The organism is Desulfurispirillum alkaliphilum, assembly GCF_055378285.1.
The window spans coordinates 2,415,538-2,431,455 of record NZ_AP042405.1 but is presented as its reverse complement, the minus strand read 5'-3'; the positions used below and the strand labels follow the sequence as shown (position 1 = coordinate 2,431,455).

15 protein-coding genes are annotated in these 15,918 nt (G+C 57.1%); 5 read left to right on the top strand and 10 right to left on the bottom strand.

Translation table 11 applies throughout. The annotated features are described in order from the left end of the window. The first annotated feature begins 33 nt into the window (after positions 1–33). Both ACZ46I_RS10925 and ACZ46I_RS10920 read left to right on the top strand, forming a co-directional pair. Positions 34–1,323: a hypothetical protein gene (locus ACZ46I_RS10925; RefSeq protein WP_464280799.1), complete on the top strand. Its 1,290-nt coding sequence runs from the start codon at positions 34–36 to the stop codon at positions 1,321–1,323. A gap of 257 nt (positions 1,324–1,580) precedes the next feature. After that, positions 1,581–2,747: an iron-containing alcohol dehydrogenase gene (locus ACZ46I_RS10920; protein ID WP_464280798.1), complete on the top strand. Its 1,167-nt coding sequence runs from the start codon at positions 1,581–1,583 to the stop codon at positions 2,745–2,747. A gap of 334 nt (positions 2,748–3,081) precedes the next feature. On the opposite strand, the gene ACZ46I_RS10915 is transcribed toward ACZ46I_RS10920, so the two are convergent. Together ACZ46I_RS10915 and ACZ46I_RS10910 are read right to left on the bottom strand one after the other, a co-directional pair. After that, on the bottom strand, positions 3,082–3,534 hold the full coding sequence (locus tag ACZ46I_RS10915; protein ID WP_464280797.1) for an acyl-CoA thioesterase: 453 nt from the start codon (positions 3,532–3,534) through the stop codon (positions 3,082–3,084). 33 nt (positions 3,535–3,567) lie between these two features. Further along, the gene (locus ACZ46I_RS10910; protein WP_226508986.1) at positions 3,568–4,764 is read right to left on the bottom strand and encodes a M24 family metallopeptidase; all 1,197 of its coding nucleotides are present in this window, start codon (positions 4,762–4,764) and stop codon (positions 3,568–3,570) included. 113 nt (positions 4,765–4,877) lie between these two features. Between ACZ46I_RS10910 and ACZ46I_RS10905 the strand changes: the two genes are divergently transcribed. Together ACZ46I_RS10905 and mutM are read left to right on the top strand one after the other, a co-directional pair. Beyond that, positions 4,878–5,192, top strand: coding sequence for a hypothetical protein (locus ACZ46I_RS10905; protein ID WP_464280796.1), 315 nt, complete (start codon positions 4,878–4,880; stop codon positions 5,190–5,192). Continuing rightward, positions 5,176–6,012: a bifunctional DNA-formamidopyrimidine glycosylase/DNA-(apurinic or apyrimidinic site) lyase gene (gene mutM / locus ACZ46I_RS10900; protein ID WP_013505824.1), complete on the top strand. Its 837-nt coding sequence runs from the start codon at positions 5,176–5,178 to the stop codon at positions 6,010–6,012. The genes ACZ46I_RS10905 and mutM overlap by 17 nt, the downstream gene beginning before the upstream one ends. Before the next feature lie 24 nt (positions 6,013–6,036). Here the strand turns inward: mutM and ACZ46I_RS10895 are convergent, their stop codons facing one another. Continuing rightward, positions 6,037–7,332, bottom strand: coding sequence for an MFS transporter (locus ACZ46I_RS10895; protein ID WP_464280795.1), 1,296 nt, complete (start codon positions 7,330–7,332; stop codon positions 6,037–6,039). Between the two features lie 30 nt (positions 7,333–7,362). After that, positions 7,363–8,877, bottom strand: coding sequence for a polyphosphate:AMP phosphotransferase (pap, locus tag ACZ46I_RS10890; RefSeq protein WP_464280794.1), 1,515 nt, complete (start codon positions 8,875–8,877; stop codon positions 7,363–7,365). A 133-nt stretch (positions 8,878–9,010) separates the two neighbouring features. On the opposite strand from pap, the gene ACZ46I_RS10885 reads away from it, so the two are divergent. Beyond that, a complete protein-coding gene (locus tag ACZ46I_RS10885) occupies positions 9,011–9,835 on the top strand; it encodes a tetratricopeptide repeat protein (protein ID WP_464280793.1) in 825 nt (274 codons plus the stop codon). 673 nt (positions 9,836–10,508) lie between these two features. Here ACZ46I_RS10885 and ACZ46I_RS10880 read toward each other — a convergent pair. From ACZ46I_RS10880 to ACZ46I_RS10855, 6 genes are read right to left on the bottom strand one after another with little or no spacing between them, the layout of a single operon-like run. Next, positions 10,509–11,723 carry a sensor domain-containing phosphodiesterase gene (locus ACZ46I_RS10880; protein ID WP_226508990.1) on the bottom strand — a complete coding sequence of 405 codons (1,215 nt, stop codon included), beginning with the start codon at positions 11,721–11,723 and terminating at the stop codon, positions 10,509–10,511. A 3-nt stretch (positions 11,724–11,726) separates the two neighbouring features. Further along, positions 11,727–12,230 (bottom strand): tRNA adenosine(34) deaminase TadA, encoded by a 504-nt coding sequence (tadA, locus tag ACZ46I_RS10875; RefSeq protein ID WP_464280792.1) that lies wholly within the window; start codon positions 12,228–12,230, stop codon positions 11,727–11,729. Continuing rightward, complete coding sequence (gene rimO / locus ACZ46I_RS10870; protein WP_464280791.1) at positions 12,227–13,549, bottom strand: 30S ribosomal protein S12 methylthiotransferase RimO; 1,323 nt, start codon at positions 13,547–13,549, stop codon at positions 12,227–12,229. The genes tadA and rimO overlap by 4 nt, the downstream gene beginning before the upstream one ends. 7 nt (positions 13,550–13,556) lie before the next feature. Continuing rightward, positions 13,557–14,144 carry a DUF502 domain-containing protein gene (locus ACZ46I_RS10865; protein WP_013505832.1) on the bottom strand — a complete coding sequence of 196 codons (588 nt, stop codon included), beginning with the start codon at positions 14,142–14,144 and terminating at the stop codon, positions 13,557–13,559. Continuing rightward, positions 14,129–14,929, bottom strand: coding sequence for a gamma-glutamyl-gamma-aminobutyrate hydrolase family protein (locus ACZ46I_RS10860; RefSeq protein WP_464280790.1), 801 nt, complete (start codon positions 14,927–14,929; stop codon positions 14,129–14,131). Before ACZ46I_RS10860 ends, ACZ46I_RS10865 begins: the two co-directional genes overlap by 16 nt. Beyond that, entirely contained in the window at positions 14,926–15,918 is a 993-nt protein-coding gene (locus ACZ46I_RS10855; protein ID WP_464280789.1) for an amidoligase family protein, read from the bottom strand. The genes ACZ46I_RS10860 and ACZ46I_RS10855 overlap by 4 nt, the downstream gene beginning before the upstream one ends.

The window sequence follows — 15,918 nt, the reverse complement described above, 5'->3', positions numbered from 1 at the left end:
ATAAACCGTTTTGCACGAAAGAAAGGCATTTCCATGGACAAGAAAAAAAACAAAAAGATTATTAAACCGGATTTTACCTCATCCTCCACAATTGAAGATTTTGGCAACGGACATGATCCTCTCTTCTGGACCGGTCAGCTGCTGGAGGAGCTGGCGCGTTATACCGCTGGCAAGCACGCGTTGACCATGGTTGAAGCCATTTACGACTATTACAGCATCGATCGCGATGATGTGGATGAAGACGAACTGGCCAATATCCTGGGCGAAGAGATGTTTCAGGAACTCATGACCGATGCCTTTATGTGCCATCTCTTCTTTGATTTTCTGCCGACAGCCCAGGATGAAACCATCGCCGAAAGCTTTCTGCGTTCAAACAAGCGCATTCATCCCCTCAAGCGCGCCTATGTCGAGCAGGCACTGAAAAGTTACCCGTCAGTCTATCAGCTGCGGCAAAGAGAGCAGAGCGTGGCGCATATCCACGACATCTTCCTGGATGAAGAGCGAACCATTGAGGCCTCGCACCTGGACCGGTATCCCCTGAAAGCCATATTCATGGCCCGCTTCATGGAAGTGGATGGCAGGCTGGTTCCCCTCTCTCTTTCTCAGCCGGCCTCTCCCCTGCACATGCCATCGCTGCGTTCGGGTCTGCTGGCCAGCTATGAGGAGGAGCTGAAAATCTGTCGCGAAGAGGGCATCATGACCCCACAGCCCCTTTCCGACTTCCTCAGTCGTAACGAAGGCGCGATTCTCGACCTCATGGAAGAAGTCAGTCAAAAGGAAGGCTCGCCGGAAACCTATTACGCCGCCGATTACCTCATCAACAACATGGATGAAGTACGCCGCTATCTGGCAACCCTCGAAGCCACTTCGCCCCATGCCTTCTACCTGCCCATCAGCTATGACGGCCTGGAAGGTTTTGCCATTCTTGGTGTTGACGAACAGGAGCGGCAGCTTATTGTGGAGTGCGTCGAGGGGAACGACCTGGAAGAAGCCATGGACATGATAGAAGAGGCTTTGAACGACCATATTGAGTTTGACGGCGACCGTGAGTTTGACGACGAGGAAGACCTGCGTTTTCTCGACGCCGAACACATCGTCAGCGCTCCTGCCGGCTTTCTCGACGACTTCCCCCAGGGTCCCCTGGATTTCCTCGATGGCATGAGCATCGTGGAAGCACACCGCAAAGGGAGTCATGGCGACATGCTGGAAGCGGTCCGTGACGCCGTGATCTTCTCCCACGAAATGCTGCGCCTCTACGGAGAGGAGCACACCAGCGTAGCGGAAATAGAAGAACGTTACCAGGCACTCCTGAGCGGCGAGTAGAAAGGTGATAACTCTTCACGGTATACGGCAAGAAACGTTATAGAACGTCACACACAAAGCCTTTAGGGAAAGGCTGGTAAAAGAAAAGGCGATATCTCTCGCCCGTTCGCTGCGCTCACTCAAGACGCGGAGCACGCCAAGGAAATACAAGGAAATTAATTTGACCACCAGTCTTCTCTGCGTTCTCTGCGGCTTGGCGAGAGGAAAGAGCCTTTCTTGCATTCGAAAATCCTGAATGAATACGAAAGGAGAAACTTGTGCAGAACTTTGTCTTCCATAACCCCACCCGCATCGTATTTGGTCGTGACAAGACCGCGTCCATCGGCAAGGTGACACTGCCCTACGGCAGGCGGGTGCTGCTGCTCACCGGTCAGGGAAGCGTCGTGAAGCATGGCATCCTGGCAAAGGTCACCAGCAGCCTGAGCGCAGCGGGAATATCCTGGGTGGAGTGTTCCGGCGTGCAGCCCAATCCCCTCCTGGGTTTTGTGCGCCAGGCCATTGACATCTTCCGGCGTGAAAATCTCGACGCCATCGTCGCCGTAGGCGGTGGCAGCGTTATCGACACGGCCAAGGCCGTGGCGGCGGGAGTCCGTTACGAAGGTGACGTCTGGGACTTTTTCACCGGCAAGGCCAATGTGCTTGACGCCGCGCCCATTACCGTTGTCCTGACCTTGCCCGCCGCAGCGTCGGAGATGAACAGCGGGGGCGTCATCACCAACGAACAGACCAGACAGAAGTTCAACCTGGGTGGCGAACCCCTCTCTCCCAAGGTGTCCATTCTGGACCCCGTCAACAGCTTCAGTGCGCCGGTCAACCACTCCCTCTACGGTGTCGTGGATGCCATGGTGCACCTGCTGGAAGGCTACTTCAACGGCAGCGATCCCTGGACGCCCCTGCAGGATCGTTACGCCGAAGGAATCATCAGAACCCTCATGGAATGCGCCGCCATTATACGTGAGCAGCCCGATCACTATGATGCCCGCGCCAACATCATGTGGGGGGCGACCCTTGCCTTCAACGGACTGGCTCCCTGTGGCATCGGGCCTGCCGGATTCCCCATGCACATGATCGAGCACTCACTCAGTGCCCTGTATGATGTTTCCCATGGTGCCGGACTGGCCATGATCCTGCCCGGTTGGCTCAAATACCACAGCGACAGTTCTCCCGCCAAAGTGAATCAGTTCGGGCAGCGTATTTTCGGAATCAGTCACCAGGATGACCTGCAGGGTGCCCAGGCTGCCATCGCCGAACTTGAACGCTGGCTTCGCTCCATGGATATCCCCGCCAGCCTGCACGAAGGCGGTATACCCATTGACGAAATACCCGCCATCGCCGAAAACGCCGTGATGCTGGCCCAGAAATGGGGGCTGAAGGCGTATACCCAGGCTGTGATAGAGGATGTGCTGCGCCGCGCTTCCCGCTGAGACGGGCGCCTTGCGGGGAGCAGGCTTTACGTAACTCTTCACGGTGTAATGGCACTCGCGCCAGCATTCCTCCCAGAGAAGCTCCTTTTCGTCCGTGGTTCGAGTCTCTGCCGCTCGCCATCCGGGCTCGCTTTCGGAACACTGGCGCTCCTGCTGAAAAAGCGCTGGGTGACCGTGAATGGTTACAAAAGGACAATGTATGCATAGTCTGAATGCTGAATGAGTCAAGCATGGCAGATTGAAGTCATTTACTTGAGGCAAACGACAATTGTTCAACGCTTCATGTCCAGGTCAAGGGTGCTGAAGGATTGCGAAACTGCACCCGCACTCCATGCTACTGCACAATATCACGCAGGTTCCGACTCATTTCCTTGATGGTTCTGACCATCTCCATCTCGCGGGTATAGTCGTTTTCACTTCTGAAGGGGTCCACCGGCAGAGGGGTGTTGTCCTCAGCCAGTTTCACAAAGGTGAAATAGGCGAAGCAGGCGCGTATCTCTTCGCCTTCCAGGGGATTCTGGGTAAATCCTTCGGCACGGATCTCGATGCTGGTGCGTCCGGTGCCGATGACCCGCGCTTCAATACGGAAGGTGTCGCCCAGATTGACAGGGGCCAGGAAGGTGAAATTGTTAATGGAAACGAGCAGTATTTTGCTGTGGGCGTAACGGGTTGCCACTATGGCGGCGGTCTTGGCCATCTGTTTCGTGATTTTTCCGCCAAAGAGCGTACCGTGATGGTTGAGATCTTCGGGGAAGATAAAGTCAATACTTTCTGCTTTGCATTCCATGGTTATTCCTTGGGTTTCATAAGTACTGCCTGTTCAGGTGGGCAGTACCTGGATTTCGTCGTCCATCTCGGTCATCTTGCGCGCGTCTCCATTTTCCATGATCAGCCAGGTGTTTTCAATACCAACGACGCCAAGTCCGGGGATGACTTTCTTGGGCTCAACGGCCAGGGTCATGCCAGCTTCCAGTGGCTCATCGAACCCTTTGGCAATGGCAGGATATTCGTCCACGGCCAGGCCGACTCCGTGGCCCAGAAACTTCACGGCACGGTCGCCATATCCCATGAAATGCTCATCCCAGTTCAGCGCCTTCAGGCGTTCCATGATGTCCTGATAGATCTGGCTTGGCACATTGCCGGGCTTGAGCTTTTCAACCACCCACTGCTGAACTTCAATACAGCGTTTCTGCGCGTCCAGGGCCTCCTGAGGTAACTTCCCTCTACAGAAGATGCGGGTCATGTCCACATGATATCCCTGGTAGCCGAATGCCAGGTCGATGAGCACGGGCTCATCCTTGTTGATGGGACGCTGGCTGCCAAGCTCCGGTACAGCTGGACAGATGCCTTTGCAGCCGCCTGGCCCGTCAAACATGTGGGGATAGTACCCGCTGTCGCCAGCGCTCACATAACCGATATGCAGGCGGTTGCCCCAGGTCTGAATATTGGACATGCCGTGGTGGCCCAGCAGGAGCATCTGGTACTCAATGGCAGCTCCCAGCTCGAGCTCGGTCATATTGCCGCGAAAGAGCGAAGGGATGCGGGAGAAGTTTTCCACATGGCGCCGCCCCGCTTCAAAGAGCAGATCTATTTCATAGGCGGTTTTGCGCGAGCGGCATTTGGCCAGCAGTCCCTGTATGTCCTTGAAGGTGCCCTTGACGTATTTTTCCATGCGGCCAAAGGCGTCCATGGGCATGGAGTACTCAACCCCGATGGTCGCAGGGGTCGGCAGGCCAAACTGCTGCAGAATGTCATGGAAGGCGCGGTAGGAGGAGAAGGGGACGATGTTTTGCATGGGAGACTCGATCTGTGCTCGTTCCAGGGAGCGGCGAACCATGAGAATGGCTGGTCCAGCGGCTGGAACATAGAGCGCGCCGGACTGCATGGTGCCGCTCAGGTAGTACATATTGGTGGTTCCCACCACGATGGCTCCATCCAGGTGGTGCTGCTGCAGAGCGTTCTGAAATGCTGTGATGCGCTGTTCTGATTCTTTCACTGGCAACAGTATATGTCCCATGGCAGTATCTCCTGTGGTCTTTTGGTGGTGTTTCCCAGCTGGATTTTCCAAACTTTTTCCCATACTATAACAGAGTTATGATCGGGGAAAAACTCTCAATGTCAGGAAATCATATGGGTACCATACTGAAGTATCAGGATGGCCGCGAAGCGGTCGTGCAGCTTGCCTCAAAAGAAAAACTGAGTATCGAGGTCGTGCAGACGGGGCTGCAGATTCAGCAGCTGAAGTTTTATGGACTGGTGGCAGCGTCTGTGGTAGCCCGCTGGAGCCGTGAAGAGCTATCGGATTTCTTCCGACTCTTTGCCGCGGATCAGCCGCCACACTTGTTTTTCCAGGAAGCCGTGAGTGCCATCAAGGAGTTTGAGAGTATTGAAGCACTGAAAAACCATATTGCCAGCACCAGGGGAAACCATGCCGGAACTTCCTGAGGTACAGACCCTGGTGGATGACCTGTGCCATCGTGCCCTTGTGGGACAGACCATCTCCGATGTCCAGGTTACCTGGCCTCGCTCCATTGCCAGCCACACTCCCGCCGATTTCAGGCATCAGCTTACCGGGCAGACCCTTACTGCTATACGACGGCGAGCCAAGTACCTTGTCATGGAACTGAGCAGTGGCTGGGGTCTGCTGGTGCATCTGCGCATGACGGGCAAGTTTGACCTGTGTGATCCCGTGAAACCCCGCGATATACATGAACACGTCATTCTTTGCCTTGGGAGCGGTCAGGAACTGCGTTTTCACGATACGCGCAAATTCGGACGATTTTCACTGGTGCCCGACACCGTGGGGGCACTGTCCCACCTCGGTGTGGAGCCGCTGTCACCGGAATTTACTCCCGAAGTGCTGGGCAGACTGCTGGCAGGGCGAAACACCATGCTGAAGAGCTTTCTGCTGGATCAGACCAAGGTCGCAGGCATTGGCAATATCTACGCCGATGAAGCGCTGTTTGAAGCCCGCCTACACCCGGCAAACCCCTGTCGCCTGGTGGCCGCGGAGCAGGTGGCTTCCCTCCATGGCGCCATCATCATGGTGCTTCAGCGGGGCCTGCGGAATATGGGGACTTCCCTGGGTACCAGCAAGGGCAACTTCTATTCCGTGGCTGGCCGCCCAGGCCGTAATGAAGACGAACTGAAGGTCTTTCGGCGCACGGGCACGCCCTGTTGCGCCTGTGGAACCACCATTGAGCGCATCATCCTGATCCAGCGCTCGACCCATTTCTGCCCGCTTTGTCAGCCGCTGCTCGCCTGATAAGGGAGCCGACTGCTGCTTTCCTCACCCTCGTGCGCTGTCCCGTATTTCCTCATCATGTGACTTCGGAAAACTCCAGGCTGCTGCCAGGCCAATGGCACTGCACACCATGGGCAGCATGAGAACCAGCTGGTATTCCTGCAGCCCTGGAGTGGATGTGTCATTGTGGAAGAACCCAAGGGTCACCCCCATCAGGTACTGCAGGATTGCCGTGAAGAGAAAGGCTCCGGCATTGACAAAAGCAGTGGCGGTGCCCATGCGTGATCGACTGACTGACTCGCGGGTGGCGGTGAAAATGACCGCCAGTGAAGCACCGGAGAGAGCCAGCAGCAGGAACATCAGCATTGGCCACCATCCAGGAGTCCAGGGTGCCAGGGTGAGTCCGGCCCAACCCAGGGTTCCACAGAGGGTACTGACGATAATAAATGGCCGCCTGACCCCGGAACGATCGGAAAGCAGACCCAGAAACGGTGCTCCCAGAGAGTAGACCAGCAGAGCCACGGTGGCGTAGTGGCTGGCTTCTATGACCGAAAGGCCAAAGCTGTCGGTGAACAGGGGGATGGCCCACAGCCCGAGGAAGGCGTAAAAGGGGCCACTGGTGGCACTGATGACCAGAAACAGTGTCAACACACGACGATTGCGCAGAATGTGGGAGAAGTCGCTCCAGCGCACACCGGATCTGGGCGAGGTGACGGTGTGGAGGTTCGCACCAGCCCGGCGCAGTGCCCGGGGTGACTCGTGGCAGATCAGCAGGAGCGCCAGGGCCGTCAGCAGGCAGAAGGCGCTCAGGCCGCCGAGAATCTGACGCCAGTCCAGAAAGCGCAGCGCGTAAGCCGTAGGGCTCTCGGCCAGCACACTGCCCAGGGAGGCCAGCAGGATGGTGATTCCGGTGACCAGGCTGAAGTGGCGCGGTGGAAACCACGCCAGGTTGTATTTCATCAGGCTCACAAAGATCAGGGACATGCCCAGAGCCACCAGGACCGGGCCGCAGAATGCCTGCCAGGGTTGCGTTGCGGTGGCCAGCATCAGACCACCAGTTGCCATGAGTACACAACCCGCGATAGCTGATGCGCGCAGGCCATGGCGATCCACCAGGTGGCCGGCGGGAACCTGGGCGATGGTGTAGGCCCAGAAGTGCATGGACGCCAACGCGCCCAGCATGCCAGTACTCAGCGCCAGATCGCGGCTGATGGGGCTTCCCAGGGTGGCTGGTGCGAAGCGATGGTAGACACCGATCATGAAGACGAGCACCAGCAACGTGTAGGCGCTCCACTTATAGATGGGGAGATGGGGATAGCGGGAGAGGGGTATGCGGATCATAGCTGCTCCACACTCCAGGTGGAGTCCTCCTTATTTTCTGATCGCGACTTCCAGCGCGTCGCTGACTGTGCGGATCACTTCCACCCGCGCGCTCCTTTTGGAATTGGCGGGAATAATATGCCAAGGGGCAAGGGTCGTGCTGGTCTTGGCCACCATATCATCGACAGCACGCTTGTACTGATCCCACTTGTCGCGGTTACGCCAATCCTCTTCGGTGATCTTGTGCTGCTTCCAGGGCGTTTCCTGACGGTGTCGAAAGCGCTGCAGCTGCTCTTCATGGCTGATATGCAGCCAGAACTTCACCACCACAATGCCGTGGCGCACCAGCTGGTACTCAAAATCGTTGATTTCCTGGTAAGCGCGGTTCCACTCATGGAACTGCGCCAGCTCTTCAACGCGCTCCACCAGCACGCGGCCATACCATGAACGGTCATATATAGTCACAAAACCAGCGCGGGGCACATGACGCCAGAAGCGCCACAGGTAGTGGTGCTTTTTTTCCTCGTCGGTGGGAGCCGCGACGGAAATAACCTTGTAGAGACGGGCATCCATGGCTTGTACCATACGTCTGATGGTGCCGCCCTTGCCCGCTGCGTCCCAGCCTTCAAAGATAATGATGCTGGATATGCCCTGCTCCAGTGCTTTCCATGCAGCGGTTCCCAGCCGTTTCTGCTGGGCTTTGAGCTGTTTGGCGTAGCCGTTGCCCTCCACAGAGCGCTCCAGATCCACGGCATCCAGAATCGACGCGGTGTTTTCCCAGTGGGAAAGTGGTGCCGTCGAGGTGGTGTGAACCGGGGCGCTCTGTTTCTTCTCAATGGCCTGCCGAAAGCCTTCTGCAAGGTTCTGCAGAAACTGCACATCGCGAAAGCGCCTGTCATAAGAGTCTATGAGGAACCAGGGGGCCTCGGTGGTATTGGTGACCGTGATGCCGCGGGCGGCGGTGTGCACCAGCTGGCTGTAGTGCTCCACCCGCTCGATCTCCTCACGGGTGACGATAAAGCCGGAGCCGGGATTTTTGCGATAGGTGCGGATACGTTCACGCTGCGCTTTGGCGGTCAGGTGAAACCAGAATTTCAGCACCAGAGCCCCGTCATCCACCAGCATCTTTTCAAAGCGGGAAATAGAGCGCATCTTGCGCTCAAAATCCTCGTCGCCCATGGAGCCGAGAGCATTTTCATAGAAAGGATCACGATACCAGCCGTTGAAGAAGACACCGATTTCCCCGGTGGCGGGCATGGCGCGCCAGTAGCGCCAGAAAAGCGGACGTTGCAGCTCTTCATCGGTGGGCGACCAGAGGTTATGGGTATTGATATGGCGAGGGTCAAGGAATTCCGCCATCAGGTTGAGGGCGTCACCACGGCCGGAACCATCAAGGCCGACAATCAGAATTACCACCGGAATGGAAAGCTCACGGGCCTGTGCCTGGAGCTGCAGGAGGTTCAGGCGTAGCTCCTTGATGCTGGCCTTGTATTCGTCCTTGGCAAGACACTGTTGAGTTTCAACTTTATGGAAGATATGCGCCAGATTTTCGCTGCCCTGTCCCATGATTGCCTCCTGCCTGCCTGTTGCCACTGCGGGTACTCAGGGTATCGCACAAATATCAGCAATTCGCAATGGCGTTGCAAAAGGATCCCTGCTACTTTTACTGGATATTGCACCCGTAAAGGAAAGGAGTACCATGCGTCTGCTCTGTACCCTCTTGCTGTTGATGAGCCTCCCCGCTGGCCTGACCGCCGCCCAGCAGGATGTGCTGGGATTTGCCCGTCACCTGGTGGCTTCCGGTGAGTACTACCGGGCCATAACAGAATATAAGCGCTACCTCTACAGCCTGGCCCCGGAAGATGAGCAGCGTCCGCATGTACGAGTGGAAATGGTGTTGGCGTACTTCGCGGGGGGGCAGCTGGATCAGGGGCTGCATTCCCTTGAGGACATGATGCTTGAAAGACATGCTGCGGCGGCTCCGGCCGTGGCGGAAGCCGGTCGCCTGCTTTTCGACGCGGGACGCTATGGGGAAGCCCGCGCCTACCTTGAGTTCTATTACGACACGTGGCCCAGTGAGGCGCAGCTGGGGGAGGTCACCGCCCGCCTCAGTGCGGTCTACCTGGCCCTGGATCAGAGGCAGCTGGCGCTGGAGCTTGATCCCCGGTTGAACGCGTCCATTGAGGATATTTCCATATCGCGCAAAAGCCTGCCTCTCGCCGGTTCACTCTCGGCCGTGCTGCCCGGAGCCGGCCAGCTGTACGCTGGACGACCTGTGGACGCGGCAGTGGCCTTTACGGTCAATCTGATCTTTCTTGGCGCCACAGTTTCCGCAGTGGACGCCGGGCATACACTACTGGCCGCCGGGGTGGGGGTTTTCGGGATTGGCTGGTACGGGGGAAATATCTTCAATGCGATCAACAGCGCTCGTCTTCATAACCAGCAGGCCGTTGACGACGCCGTCCGCGACTACTATGAGCAGCGCAGGCCCGTTATGGGCGTGGGGTGGCAGCAGCGTTTCTGAGCGAAGTGAGGTGCGAAAGTTACTTCATGCTTTACTTTCGCACCCCCGAAACGGCAGATTCTTTGCGCCGATCCTGATGCCATGCTGGAATGGCGGAAATGGTTCTGCGCAGACTGCGTCTTTAGACATTCCGACGCCATTACGCAGGATTTCCCTTGCCACTTTTTACCCGCAAAAAGTGGCTGGGTGTCCTTATCAGTCATCCGCTTGCCTGGAACTGGGGACCGCAAACAACCGCCCTCCGTGGCTTTGGGTTTGCGGTTGCCGCCCTCATGGCGGCAACCCTGCGGGTCCATAGTGTTCTAAGGGCAGCGTACTGGCTGGGCCAGCACACGGGGGAAAGACAGATACAGGCCATTCCCCCCTGAGCCCGTCCGGTGAGTGCGACGCCTGGCTGGTAAGACCCGAAGGGGCACTCACAGGAAGTGAGTGGTCCGGCAGCACTGCAGGGATGCAGTGTCTGCCGGATCTCCAGAACAGGCGAGCAATGATCCGGAAAAACGGGCGTTCGGGGGGCGCGTTTTTGCGCCCTTTTTGCGCGGTCAAAAAGGGCAAAACGAAAAGAGATACCAGATGAGTCAAATGCGCAAAATAAACACTGTTTCCGCATGGTAAATTTCATGATAACAACACCTTAGCTCAGTGCTACAAGGTGCGGAACTTCAGTTCATGTTTATAATGGTTCCTCTTCCAGCCAGCCCGCAGGCAGATCGGCACAGAGAACGTGAAAATGACCGCTCTTTCCATTGTGCAGAGCAATGGAGAGGGTCACATCCAGGGTGGCGTCGGGCAGCCCCAGATAGGGTGCTGACACCTGAACTGCGCCCGGCTGTTCCAGGGCGTTGCGAAAGTAACTTCTGCGGGCCCAGAGAGCGCCAGTGGTCCGCCGAAACGGAGCATAGACTTTGGCGGCGGCAGTGCGCTCCCCGGGGTAGAGGTTTTCCACGATCTGAATACCCTCGGCATCCAGCAGGTAGATGCGTTCGATGGCCGGATGCGACTGCAGTGGTTGAGTTGCCTGATGGAATTCCAGTCCGTGCTCCAGGCTGACGGCGGCCTCCTTGAGTCTTCGCTTCAGAGTGGCCTGTTTGCGTTCCTGGTTGCGCTGGCGGTTAAGCTGCTGCTGGAGTGTCTGTTGGTGCAGTTTCTGTATGGCGCCAGAAAGCTGTTCTCCATGGTAGGAGCCTGTGGGGGAAGGGCGGGCAAAGTAGTATCCCTGGGCCAGTTCGCATTCACTGTCCAAGGCCAGCAGGGCGTCATCTTCGGTTTCTACCCCTTCCAGCAGGACCAGGGCACCGGTTTCTCGCAGGAGGGCAACACAGCGCGCCAGCCAGCGCTGCCGCCGGGGATTGTTGCGGGCGTTGACGAGCATTGAGCGGTCAAGCTTGACGATGTGGGGCTCAATCTGCCAGATGCGGTCAAAGTTGGATTGGCCCGTGCCAAAGTCATCTATGGCGATGAAGAATCCCGCCTCCCGGTAGTAGTGGACAAAATCCTTGAGCCGTAAGGGGTCCGCGACGGCATCTTCGAGGATCTCCAGGACAATGCGTTCACTGGCGAGGTTCTGTCGCTTCAGGAATTTCTCCAGCAGTTCCGAGCGCTGGTTGCCGGGTTGGATGGTTTCGGCGCGCAGGTTGAGGAAGAGCCACTGATCCTCGGTGTTCAAATGGCTGAAGTTGCGGATATGGGTAGCGATGCATTCCCGGTCGAACTGGTGCACACGGTTTTCCTGTACCGCCAGCGCAAAGGCGTCGGCAGGCGAACAGGAAGTGTCAGTTCCGGTTTGTGCCCGCAGCAGGGCTTCATAGCCGACAACGCGGCGATGGGCAAGGCTGATGATCGGTTGAAAGTGGCTGTGTATCTGAATGGGACGAACCTTCTCAGGCATTGCTTACGGGCCTGTGTGGATGTATGGCAGCGGAGGGTGTTCCGCGCGCCTTGTGGAGAAAAAAGTCTCCAGCAGTTGCCGGCAGCGCTGTTCCAGAAGTCCCCTGCGCGCATCCACCTGATGGTTCAGCCGCTGGTCGGCGGTCATGGCGAAGAGGCTGATGCCACCATATTTTTCATCGGAACAGGCATAGTAGACGCGGGGAATGCGGGCCGCGATGATGGCACCACAGCACATGACGCAGGGTTCCAGGGTAACATAAAGCTCCACGTCCTCCAGACGCCAGTTGGCGCAGGCTGCGGCCGCCTCGCGAATGGCGAGCACTTCGGCGTGGGCAGTGGGGTCACGGTGCTCTTCCTTGCGGTTGCCGGCCCGGGCGATGATTTCGCCATGGCGCACAATGACTGCGCCTACGGGAACTTCGCCCCGCTGCGCGGCCTGTCTCGCTTCCTCCAGGGCAACTGCCATGAAGCGTTCAGCATCAGCGTCGGGTGTTGACGGGATCATGAATCGACCATTCCACCTACCAGATCATAGGGCAGCGCCTGTTCAATACGCACCATCACAAAGTCACCGGGATGAGCAGTGCCATCATTGATGAGGATATGTCCGTCCACTTCCGGAGCCTGGAAGCTGGCTCGACCCTGCAGCAGCAGCTCCGTCTCCTGGCTGATTCCCTCCACCAGAACTTCAAAGGTCTGGCCGACCCTCTGTTCATTGCGGCGCAGGGAGATGCTGTGCTGGAGCTCCATCAGGGCTTCAGCCCGCTCCCTGGCCGTGTCGGGGTTTACTTTTCCCGGAAGCTTATGGGAAGCGGCCAGCTCCTCATCGGAGTAGGCAAAGGCTCCCAGGTGATCGAACTCCACGCGCTCCACCCCTTCCAGCAATGCCTGAAAGTCCGCTTCAGTCTCGCCGGGAAATCCGGTGAGCATGGTAGTACGGATGGCAATGCCAGGGATGCGTTGGCGAAGGCGCTGCACCAGGTTTTCCATCTGTTCGACACGGATATGGCGGTTCATGCGTTTGAGCACCGAATTGCTCATATGCTGAAAGGGAATATCCACATACTTGCAGATTTTCGGTTCACGGGCGATGGTCTCGATGAGTTCGTCGTCAAAGTGGTTGGGGTACGTGTAGAGAACCCGTATCCAGTGGAGGTTTTCAATCTTTGCCAGCTCTGCCAACAGAGGTGCCAGACTGCGTTTGCCGTAGAGATCCAGGCCGTACTCGGTGGAATCCTGACTGATGAGCACCAGCTCGCGCACACCACTAGCGGCCAGTTCCCGGGCCTCGCTCACGAGTTTTTCCTGCGGGACGGACTGGTAGGGGCCGCGTATGCGTGGAATCACGCAGTAGGTACAGGTGTTGCTGCAGCCTTCAGCGATTTTCAAGTAGGCCATATAGGATGGAGTGGTCAGGAGTCGCTCGCCGGGAAGGGCTTCCAGGTGATCCTGGGGGGTGAAGTTCACCAGCCTGCGGGACAGCTGATCCCCGATGGACTCCATGCTGGACTCCTTGGTGTCGATAAAGATATCCACCTCTGGTAGTTCCTGGCGCAGTTGCTGTTCATAGAGCGTCACCAGGCAGCCTGCCACGATGAGCACCTGGCAGCGTCCGTCCTGCTTAAACTGGGAGTGCTCGACAATGGTGGAGATGGACTCATCCTTGGCGTCCAGGATGAAGCCACAGGTGTTGATGAAGATAATGTCTGCAGCCGCGGGGTCATCCACCGGGTCGACGGGGCGGCGCAGCAGGCGCGCCAGCATGCGTTCCGTATCCACAAGGTTTTTTGAGCAGCCCAGGCTGATGGTGTAGAGGGTGTACATGGTTTGGTTATCTCTCTTTACGTTTGGTCATATTGGCCGTGAGAACAATGCGCATGGCGTCTTCTACGCTGAGATCAAGGGAGGTCAGGCGCGCGCGATCCACATAGACCGTAAATCCGCCGATCTGGTAGCTCAGGGGAATATAGACAGCCACGTCGTCGGGATTGTCGGAGCCGATGGTCTGTCCCCCCTGGTGGTCGGTGACAAAGCCGATCAGCTTCATTCCCTGATATTCAATGGTGACGACGGAGCCGAACTGCTTTTGTTCTTTACTCCTGGTGACAAAGAGCATGAGATCCTGCAGGCCGGTCAGGGCGGTCTTCACCAGGGGAATACGCTGCAGGAGCCTTTCGCCTATTTCAATAACCTGGCGGAACAGGTAGAGATTGACCATCCAGCCGATCAGCAGCAACAGCGCGATGCTGGCCAGAATTCCCAGGCCAGGGAAGTAGATGCTGCCGGGCAGAAAGAAGCGCAAACCGGAGCCGATCAGGTTTTCCACTGTTGAGATGAGCCAGTACAGGATATAGAGCGTCAGTGCCAGGGGAAGAACCAGACCCAGGCCCTGCAGGGATTTTTTCAGCCAGTCTTGCATGTTTTTTCCTTTATGGTTTTGCGGGTCGCGTCAACGAGAGCGCAAAAGAGCGCTCTCTGGTCACGCCGGTAAACAAGGTACTCCGGATGCCACTGCACGCCGATCGTAAAAGTCTTTTTGCTGTGTTCGATGGCCTGCACTATACCACTTTCCTCACGGGCGCAGACAAGAATTTCCTCACCGGCGTGATCAATTGCCTGATCGTGCAGGGCATTGACCAGGAGTACGTTGGTGCCGGTGCAGGCGGCGAGTTTTGAACCACCTGCCAACTGTACCTGTTTGCGAGGGAGTATGGTGCGCAGTCGTGGGACCTCTTCGTACATTGAAGAGATATCGCGCAGGAGGGTTCCTCCGCAGACCACGTTAAGAAGTTGTGCGCCCCGGCAGATACCGAGCAGAGGTATGTCCCGAGCAAGTGCCTGCTGGATTAGCTCTTTTTCCAGCGTATCTCTCATCTGGTCAATGGTTCTGGGATTTTTGGTGCTCAGGAGCAGGCGCAGAACCAGAAAGAACGGAGCAAATACGATGGCGCTGACGAGGTTTTTCCAGCGGAATTCGCGCCAGACGGCTTCATTTTCATCGGGTTCATCTGTGTAGAGCGAAGGACTGACGTCAGCGCCTCCGCCGATGATCAGTCCGTCAATGCTCTGAATGTCAGCGGGGGAAGATACTGTGATACGACGGGCGCGCCCGCCGCAAAAACCTATTGCCAGCCGGCACGACCACCAGGCTGCCAGTCCGCCGGTGTGGGGACCAGTCACGCCTATAATCGGTCGTGGGTTCACTGCAGCCAACCCTCAACCTTGCCGGGCCATTGCCAGCTGATAATGCTCAGGGGGCTGTGCAGAAGTTCAAGCAGCTCCTGGGACATGGCGTGAAGAACATGGCTGTTGGCAGCCAGTTTTTCCACCTCAACCCAGTAGCGCCACGGATGGGCAATGTGCCAGTCTTCTTCATCTACCAGACTGTTGGGCAGGCGATAGTGAAAGGTCGGGCGGCTTTTATTGAGCTCACTTTCGATGGGGTAACGGTCTACCAGATCAGGAGCTATGTGGCTGAACAGGGGCAGCATGTCCAGGGGGCGGTTGCGGGTGGGATTGTGCTCCAGGTAGTGCTCTATCAGCTGGCCCATATCTGGAGCGTACTCTGGCTGGAGTATGAGTTTCAGATACTCTGCCGGAAATTCATCAATATAGGGGCTGATGCGTCTGGTGTAGTCGATGGCAGATTCGCGGAATATCCAGGGGTAGAGTACACAGAATGCCTGCAGGTGAGCCAGGATTGAGGATACCTCAAAGCTTGGCACCTCCGGGTTGAAGTGCAGGCCGAAGGCAAATCGCCATGCTGACCTGGTACCCAGGGCGCCGCGCTGCCGAAGGCACTCCCGCAGGGTCTCGGCATGGTGGAGCTGATCCATGGGCAGTGGTGGCGTTACCAGCTCATAGGGAACCAGTACAGAAGCCACGTTGGCCAACAAGGCTTCCAGGTCATCTCCCAGAATCAGGGTGTCACCATCGACACCCATCTTCTGCAGGAACTCGGTATACTTTCCAGAGCTCAGGAGAATGGAGTCGAGCTCCACGGTGAAATCACCCAGCTCAGTATCCTTGATCTTGTGGACATGGGAATTCACCTCATGGTGCCGGCCACCCCACAGTTTCTGTATATCCCGCACGACCATTAATGGCTCAACGTGTGTATACTCCAGTTCCACACCAACATGCCGGATGCTGCCGTGCTGATTGTAAATCAGTGGCGGCTGCGCGAAGGACAT